This is a genomic window from Azospirillum sp. B506 (assembly GCF_000333595.1).
Lineage (GTDB): Bacteria > Pseudomonadota > Alphaproteobacteria > Azospirillales > Azospirillaceae > Azospirillum.
This window is the reverse complement of record NZ_BADK01000255.1, coordinates 1-8254: the sequence shown is the minus strand read 5'-3', so window position 1 is coordinate 8254 and position 8254 is coordinate 1. Positions and strand designations below refer to the sequence as shown.

Below are 8254 nucleotides of genomic sequence, written 5' to 3'. Positions count from 1 at the left end.
CCCAGATCCTCCTCCGCCGCTTGATCCGGGCGGTGACGTTGGACTGCACGCAGTTCAGCGCTTCCGCCGCCCGGCTGACGCTGCCGGTGTCGGCCACCGCCTTCACCACCCGCAAACCGGCCAGATCCATCGCCCCATCTCCTCAACCGCCGACGCATGGCACCCATCACCTGGAGTGGAGTTTATCATCAGAACAATTCATTGGAAATGAGGGCAGTGCCACGGCCATGATGGATGCCGGATCAATCGGCCAGACGAACAATTCCCGTTTCAACGAGCCGGCCGACAACCGGGAGGGCGCGGAGCATGGTGCGGGTGCTGGTTGGCGGGCTGATCGGGCTTGCCATCGCGATGGGGGTTGCGCGCTTCGCCTTCACCCCGATCCTGCCGGCGATGCAGGAGGCCACCGGGCTGCGCGCCGACGGGGCCGGGCTGCTCGCCTCGCTGAACTATCTTGGCTATTTCGTCGGCGCGCTCGGCGCCGGGCTGGTGCCGCACGGGAGCGTGCGAACCGTCATGTACCGCTTGTCGCTGCTGGTCAGTGTCGTCACCACCGCGGCGATGGGGCTCGATCTCGGCGATGCCGGGCAGGCGATGCCGGTCTGGCTGGTCCTGCGCTTTCTGTCGGGGGTGTCGAGTGCCGGCATCTTCATCCTTGGCATCGCCATGGTGCTGGACACGCTGTCGCGCGGCGGCGGGGAGCGGCTGGCCGGTTGGCTCTACATGGGTGTCGGGCTGGGCATCGCCTCGTCGGGGCTGTTCGTGGCGCTGTTCGGCCGGCATCTGGGCTGGGACGGCGACTGGCTGGCACTGGGGGCGATCTGCGCCGTGCTGGGACTGCTGCCGGGCCTCTGGGTGCGCGATCCGCCGCCGCGACGGCAGTCCGCCGCGGCCGGGACGGTGGAGGATGCCGGCACCGCAAGGCGGGCAGGGCTGTCGATGCCGCTGCTTCTGCTGACGCTGGCCTATTTCCTGGAGGGCGGCGGCTATATCGTCTCGGCCACCTTCCTGGTGTCGATCCTGAAGACCGATCCCGGCACTGCCGCGGTCGGCGAGGCGGCGTGGATGGTCGCCGGGCTGGGGGCGATGGGTGCCGGTGTGTTCTGGGCGGCGGTCGCCCGGCGGTCGAACAGCTGGTGGTCGCTGATCCTGGCGCACCTGACCCAGGCCGTCACCATCCTGCTGCCGATGACCGGGTCGCCGGCGGTGGCGGTCTTCTCGGCGCTGCTGTTCGGCGGCACCTTCGTCGGGATCGTCTCCCAGGCCTTCGCGCTGGGGCGGCAGCTGTCGGCCGGCGCCTCGGCGCGGGTGGTCGGGGCGCTGACCGCCGCCTATGGGCTGGGGCAGATCATCGGGCCGCTGCCGGCGGGGTTGGTGGTGACGCGCACCGGCAGCTTCAACGCCGCCCTGCTGGGGGCGGCCGCCGCGGTGGTGCTGGGCGCGCTGCTGCTGGCGCTGGGCATGGTGATCGCCGGGCGGCGGTCTTCGGCCGGGCAGGCCTTCGCCTCCCCTGAAACGTCATAGGACAAACCTGTTCGAGGTCGCCTACAAGCATCTGATGGCCGAATCCACCGGGGCGTGAGGGTGGAAAAGGGGCGGGCCGGTGTGGGCGCCCCCTTTGACCATCGTCAGTGAGCCGCGTTGTGCTTGCGCCGGGCCAGCAGGTTCAGCGCCTCCACCAGGGTGGAGAAGGCGATGGCGAAGTACAGGTAGCCCTTGGGGATGTGGAAGCCCACGCCGTCCGCCACCAGCGCCACGCCGACCAGCAGCAGGAAGGACAAGGCCAGCATCTTCACCGTGACGTGACGGTTGACGAAATCGCCGACCGGGTCGGAGGCGAACAGCATCACCGCCATGGCGATGATGACGGCGGCGACCATCACCGGCAGATGGTCCGACATGCCGACGGCGGTGATGACGCTGTCCAGCGAGAAGACGATGTCCAGGAACATGATCTGGACGACCACCGAGGTGAAGGTGGCGTGCTTGGGGGCCGATCCGCCCTCCTCATGGCCCTCGACGGTGTGGTGGATCTCCAGCGTGCCCTTGGCCAGCAGGAACAGGCCGCCCAGGATCAGGATCAGGTCGCGCCCCGACACCTCCCATCCGGCGACAGTGAACAGCGGCTGGGTCAGCTGGGCCACCCAGGCGATCGAGGCCAGCAGGGCCAGGCGGGTCAGCAGCGCCAGCGCCAGGCCGACGCGCCGCGCGCTGTGCTGCCGTTCGGGCGGCAGCTTGGACGCCATGATCGAGATGAAGATGATGTTGTCGATGCCCAGCACGATCTCCAACGCGGTCAACGTCAGAAGGCTGGCCCAGACATTCGGGTCGGCAAGCAGGTCGAGCATGAAGGGGCGGGGCTCCGGCGGTCAAATGGGGGCGGTCAAATGGGGGCAGTCGGCTGGCCGCACGCCGGCACCGCGGGGCGCCAGCGTGACCGCGACCACATGAGGTCGGCAGCGGTCCGCTGCAAGTGGGGCCAGTTCCATTTTTCCGCCGATCCACCCCAGGTTTTTCGGCGTCTTACCGCCATTTCCCCGCTGTCTTCCGGTGGGCCGGGGGCGGCGCGTTTCATCGCCAGGGGATTGGGGGCCGCTGTCCGGCCGCCAGGACGGGAAGGCGGCCGTAGGACGCAGGGTCGCTGTGACCCAGCTCGTGCCGTTCGACGGTCTTGCGCGTGGTCGTTCTGTTGTCGGCCCGGTCGCTCCAGGCACGTCGACGCACCGCCATCTGAATCCGGCAGTCCTGGGAGCAGTAGAGCGGCGCCGGACCGCGGGTGGAGGTGCGGACGAACGGCCTGCCGCAGCAGGCGCAGTAAAGCGTGGTCATGGGCGTTTCCTCCGGAATGGGCGGCCGTTTGCCGGCCTTGCCCCAAGCCTTGGACTGTTGGTCGCAGGCTCAGCTGATGCTATTGAGGGAATTGTGTCGGACGACTGCAGGCATCGCCAGCAGGCAAAAGACCTAAGCAGGACCGTGCCTAAGTATTCAGGTCAGAAATTGGGAGCGTCAGCAGCAGCTTAGATGCGCAGGCGCGTCAATTCGCCGCGATGCTCTGACAATGGTTGGTATACGCATTTTTCGATATCCGCATCTTCCAACGTGGGCGTGACGGGACCATCTGTTGTTTTTGACCAACAGCCGGAAAGACGAGACGCGATGACATTGAGACGCCTCGCCACCTTCCTGAAAACCGAAAGCGCCAGCGGCGTGGTCCTGATGATCGCGGCGGTGCTTGCCCTGATCTGGGCAAATTCGCCGGCGGCCCCGCTGTACGACGCGATCCTGGCGACGAAGGTGGCGGTGACGGCCGGTGGCGCCGGGCTGGACAAGCCGCTGATCCTGTGGATCAACGACGGGCTGATGGCGATCTTCTTCCTGCTGGTCGGTCTGGAGATCAAGCGCGAGGTGCTGGAGGGCGAGCTGTCGTCCCCTGCCAAGGCGATGCTGCCGGGCATCGCGGCGCTGGGCGGCATGGCGGTGCCGGCGCTGGTCTATTGCCTGTTCGCCCGGGCCGAACCGGGCGCCCTGCAGGGTTGGGCGATCCCGGCGGCCACCGACATCGCCTTCGCGCTCGGCGTGCTGGCCCTGCTGGGCAACCGCGTGCCGGGCAGCCTGCGCGTCTTCCTGCTGGCGCTGGCGATCATGGACGATCTGGGCGCCATCGTGATCATCGCCGTCTTCTACAGCCACGGTCTGGTGCCGCTGGCGCTGGGGCTGGCGGCGGCATCGGCGGTCGGGCTGTGGCTGCTGAACCGGGCGGGGGTGCGCTCGCTGGCGCCCTATCTGCTGCTGGGGCTGGTCCTGTGGGTGTGTGTGCTGAAATCGGGCATCCACGCGACGCTGGCCGGCGTGGTGCTGGCCTTCGCCATCCCCCTGCGTGTCAAGGACCGCGACGGCAAGCGGACAAAGGATGCGCCGCTCCATAGCCTGGAGCATGCGCTGCATCCATGGGTCGCTTTCCTGATCATGCCGGTCTTCGCTCTGTCCAATGCCGGCGTTCCGCTCGACGGCATCACCCCCGCCAGCCTGTTGGAGCCGGTGCCGCTGGGCATCGCGCTCGGCCTGTTCCTGGGCAAGCAGATGGGTGTCTTCCTGGCGGTGTGGATTGCCGTGCATATCGGCGTGGTGGATCGGCCGGCCCGCGCCAGCTGGGGCCAGATCTACGGCGTCGCCGTGCTGACCGGCATCGGCTTCACCATGAGCCTGTTCATCGGAACGCTGGCTTTCGCCGACCCGCAGCATGCTGTGGCGGTGCGGCTGGGCGTGCTGACCGGCTCGCTGGCCTCGGCGCTGGTCGGCTATGGGCTGCTTCATGCCGCCGGCACCGCAAGAGCGCGCATGGCGGCCAGGGTGAGCTGAAGCCGGCCGGTTTTGGGAGCGTTGCAGAAGACGCTCGGTCGCGATGTCTGCTGGGTTCCTGAACTTTGCGGCGGGAGGGCGGAACCAGCGGGGGGGCCGGCGGGTTCTCCCCTTGCGGGGAGTCGCGCTGCGGGCGCGGGACCGACGGATCGGGGGACATGCGATGATCGACGCCATCCGCACACGCCGACGCAGTGTTGCCGAAGGCCCCTCGCCGGGCGGCGGCGGAAGCACCGTCCCCATCGATTTCCAGCGGCTGGAGCGGCTGCGCCGACTGGCCCGCCTGATGGACACCCGCTGGCGCATTCCCTTCACCCGCATCCCGGTCGGGCTGGACGGCATTGCCAGTCTGGTGCCGGTGGCCGGCGACACGGCGACGGCGATCGTCTCCGCCTACATCATCATGGAGGCCGCCCGTTTCGACCTGCCCAAGGTCTTGGTGGCCCGGATGGTCTTCAACGTGCTGCTGGACTGGGCGGGCGGGTCGGTCCCGGTGCTGGGCACCGTGTTCGACATCGCCTTCAAGGCCAACCGGATGAACCTGAACCTGCTGCACGAGCATCTGGAAAAACGCCTGGCCGCCGCCGCGAGGCGCTGAACAGGCCGCTTTTTGCGATCTTGACGTGGATCAAGGCGGCGGCGGGGGTGCTGCGGCACTCTGTCGCTCATGAACGCCATCACCGCCCTGGCCGTAAAGCCGGCCTCCGCCAACCCGTCCCAGTCCCATGGTGTCGCCCACGGTGTCGATGCCGCGCTGCTCGCCAAGTATGACGGGCTGCGGGTGCCGCGTTACACCAGCTACCCGACCGCACCGCACTTCACGCCCGAGGTGAACGGCGACGTCTATGGCGGCTGGCTGGAGGCGATCGATCCGTCGCGGTCGGGATCGCTCTACTTGCATGTGCCCTTCTGCCAGAAGATGTGCTGGTACTGCGGCTGCCACACCAAGATCGTCGCGCGCTATGAGCCGATCGCCGAGTATCTCGGCCATATGCGGCGCGAGATCGCCATGGTGGCCGACCGCATCCCCGGCCGTCTGGCGGTGCGCCACATCCATTTCGGCGGCGGCACCCCGACCATGATGGCGCCCGGCGATTTCGAGGCGATGATCGCGCTGCTGCGCACGCGCTTCGACGTTGCCGCCGATGCCGAACTGGCGGTGGAGATCGACCCCCGCACCCTGACGGCGGAGATGGCGGCGGCTCTGGGCCGCGCCGGCGTCAACCGCGCCTCGCTCGGCGTGCAGGATTTCGACGGGACGGTGCAGCAGGCGATCAACCGCATCCAGCCGCGCGCCGTCACCGAACAGGCGCTGGCCTGGCTGAAGGAGGCGGGCATCGCCAGCGTCAACCTCGACCTGATGTACGGCCTGCCGCACCAGTCGGTGGAGAGCGTCACCCGCTCCGCCGAGATTGCGCTGGAGATGGTGCCGGACCGGCTGTCGGTCTTCGGCTATGCCCATGTGCCGTGGATGAAGACCCACCAGAAGAAGATCGACGAGTCGGTGCTGGCCGGTTCGCTCGGCCGCTGGGAGCAGTTCGCCGCCATCGGCGACGTGTTGGCCGCCGCCGGCTACAGCGCCATCGGTCTCGACCATTTCGCCCGCCCCGGCGACGAGCTGGCGGTGCAGCAGGAGGAAGGGCGGCTGGGCCGCAACTTCCAGGGCTACACCACCGACGATGCCGAGGTGCTGCTGGGCTTCGGGTCCTCCTCCATCGGCGCGCTGCCGCAGGGCTATGTGCAGAACGCCGTTCCCTTCGACCAGTACGCCACCGCCATCGAGGAAGGCCGCCTGGCCACCGGCAAGGGCATCGCGCTGACCCGGGACGACAAGGTGCGGCGCGACCTGATCATGAGGCTGATGTGCGACCTGTCGGTCGACACCGCCGCTATCGCCCGTGCCCATGACCTGCCGGAGTCCGCCTTCGACGCGGAACTGGAGGGCATGGCCGATCTGGTCGCCGACGGCGTCGCCGTGGTGGACGGCCGGCGCGTCCATGTGCCGGAGAGTGCCCGTCCGCTGATGCGCATCGTCGCCGCCCGCTTCGATACCCACCTGTCCAAGGGCGCCGGACGGCACAGCCGGGCGGTCTGAGGACCGGACGGTTCAATGATTTTCAAAAGAAAAGGCGGCCGGCGCCACCCGCCGACCGCCTTTTCCCGTGCCACGCATCCGAACCCACAAGGCTACGCAGCAACCTCGTTGATGCCCTGCATCAATGTCCGCAGCATATCGCCGCTGAGGCGGTTGGATGTGACGCCGCCCGTCTGCTGCTGCGAGCCGCCATAGGCGGCCATCCGTTCCTGTTCCGACACATAGCCGTCCTTGTTGGTGTCCAGCGGATCGTAGCTGGTCGTGCCGCCCGCCGACGCGGTGCTGGACGACGAAGACGAGGACGAGGACGACGAGCTGGAGGAGGTCGACGAAGTCGAGTCCGTGCTGCTGCTGTCCGATGCGCTGGCGGTGCCGCTGTCATTGGCGGGCGGCGGCGGCGGCGGGCGGTTGGCGTCTGCCTCCTTCAAGGCGTTGCTCAGCTCGTCCTCGGAAATCGACCCGTCCTCGTCGCTGTCCAGGCTGCTGAACAGCGACGCGGCGTCGCTGCTGGACTGGCCGGCGGAGGTCAGCGCCGAGGTCAGTTCGTCCGAACTGATGCCGCCGCTGCTGTCGCTGTCCAGGCTGGAGTAGAGGTTCTGGGCGAGCTGCTGCTGCATGCTGCTCGCCTGTTCCTGCGCCGCCAGCAGGGTGCTGCCGCTGGCATAATCGAACTGACTGGAGAAGGAACTGAACTCGGTCGCGCTGAGCGAGCCGTTCTTGTCGCTGTCCAGGCTGCCGACCAGGCTGTCGACCGCCGAGGAGAGCTTGTCGCTGTCTGACGAGGCCGAGGTGCCTTCCAGCGCGCTCAGCAGCTCGTCCTTGGACAGCGACGAATCGCTGTTGGCGTCCGCCTTGGAAAAGAATTTCTGCAGCGTCGCCGCGCTGCTGGAACTGCCGAGGGAGGAGATCATGGCCGGATGCCCCCGTAAGGTGCCGTCGTGATGCTTCAGATACGCGGGGATTGCCCGGGCTCCTGCGCGGGCTGGCGAGGAAAATGGCCGCATTTTCGACAATTTTTCGGAATGGTGTGACGGGCCTCAAAAAGCGCATAGCGACTTTTGGTGCGCTGCGGTGGCGAAGAGGGGGGCGCCTCCTGTATGGTCGCGCCAAGGGTTCTGCCCCCTTGACTGCCACCTCTGTTTGTCCTGCTCCTGCAAAGCACCGTTCCATCTCCAAGGTGAGCGATGATCCGGCGTCTGCGTACCCTTCCCTTGATGGTGGCCCTGGCCACGCTGATGGTCCCCGGCTGCATGCCGTACCAGCGGGTTCCGAATCCGCCGACCGTGCGCACCGCGCCCGACACCGGAACCGGTCTGGAGCCGATTTATGGGGAATGGCAGGTGGACAAGCCGACCCCGGTCTATGCCCAGCCTTCCGCCGCGTCAGGCGTGATCGCCACGCTGGGGACGGGGCAGGCGGTGACCACGGTGGGCCGGGTGCGCAACAGTGACTGGGTGGCGGTGAAGGCCGGCGGGGCGACCGCCTATGTCCGGCTGCATCTGCTGAGCCTGAAGAGCAACACGCCGCGCGGCAGCCGCGGCACCGCCACCACCCTGGCAAAACCCGTCGACAATGCCGGCCCGACCATCAAGGCAGCCCCGCGCGGCAAGATCGGCGCGACTCCCATCGCCAACTGATCCCGGGACAGTCGGTTAAAGGACAGTCGGTCGCGGAGCAAGACAGGAGTCTCAGGCTCCCCCTCGACAGCAGTTCATGATAGGATTTATCAGGAACTTATACCTGTCGAGCGGAGTCGAGTCATGCCTCTCCCATCGTCCATCCTTCCGGCCGCCGAGGCTG

The 8254-nt window shown here is 67.7% G+C and carries 9 protein-coding genes; 5 read left to right on the top strand and 4 right to left on the bottom strand.

From position 1 onward, the window contains the following. On the bottom strand, positions 1-130 hold a 130-nt coding region (locus tag I71_RS35695; protein WP_148294181.1), incomplete at its 3' end, for a LysR family transcriptional regulator. Between the two features lie 176 nt (positions 131-306). Here I71_RS35695 and I71_RS07920 point away from each other — a divergent pair. Further along, on the top strand, positions 307-1524 hold the full coding sequence (locus I71_RS07920; RefSeq protein ID WP_042693579.1) for a YbfB/YjiJ family MFS transporter: 1218 nt from the start codon (positions 307-309) through the stop codon (positions 1522-1524). 104 nt (positions 1525-1628) lie between these two features. On the opposite strand, the gene I71_RS07915 is transcribed toward I71_RS07920, so the two are convergent. Further along, positions 1629-2348, bottom strand: coding sequence for a TerC family protein (locus I71_RS07915; protein WP_042693578.1), 720 nt, complete (start codon positions 2346-2348; stop codon positions 1629-1631). Between the two features lie 223 nt (positions 2349-2571). Next, positions 2572-2829 (bottom strand): hypothetical protein, encoded by a 258-nt coding sequence (locus I71_RS37210; protein ID WP_148294180.1) that lies wholly within the window; start codon positions 2827-2829, stop codon positions 2572-2574. 327 nt (positions 2830-3156) lie between these two features. Here I71_RS37210 and nhaA point away from each other — a divergent pair, with 327 nt between their 5' ends. The 3 genes from nhaA to hemN all read left to right on the top strand — a co-directional run bounded on the left by nhaA (position 3157) and on the right by hemN (position 6454). After that, positions 3157-4359 carry a Na+/H+ antiporter NhaA gene (nhaA, locus tag I71_RS07910; RefSeq protein ID WP_042693576.1) on the top strand — a complete coding sequence of 401 codons (1203 nt, stop codon included), beginning with the start codon at positions 3157-3159 and terminating at the stop codon, positions 4357-4359. A gap of 163 nt (positions 4360-4522) precedes the next feature. Next, on the top strand, positions 4523-4957 hold the full coding sequence (locus I71_RS07905; protein WP_083897040.1) for a DUF4112 domain-containing protein: 435 nt from the start codon (positions 4523-4525) through the stop codon (positions 4955-4957). A gap of 69 nt (positions 4958-5026) precedes the next feature. Next, complete coding sequence (hemN, locus tag I71_RS07900; RefSeq protein WP_083897039.1) at positions 5027-6454, top strand: oxygen-independent coproporphyrinogen III oxidase; 1428 nt, start codon at positions 5027-5029, stop codon at positions 6452-6454. A gap of 92 nt (positions 6455-6546) precedes the next feature. Here the strand turns inward: hemN and I71_RS07895 are convergent, their stop codons facing one another. After that, positions 6547-7365, bottom strand: a complete 819-nt coding sequence (locus tag I71_RS07895) for an EF-hand domain-containing protein (protein WP_049975980.1) — start codon at positions 7363-7365, stop codon at positions 6547-6549. A 273-nt stretch (positions 7366-7638) separates the two neighbouring features. On the opposite strand from I71_RS07895, the gene I71_RS07890 reads away from it, so the two are divergent. Next, complete coding sequence (locus tag I71_RS07890) at positions 7639-8091, top strand: SH3 domain-containing protein (protein WP_042693574.1); 453 nt, start codon at positions 7639-7641, stop codon at positions 8089-8091. The last annotated feature ends 163 nt before the right edge of the window (positions 8092-8254 follow it).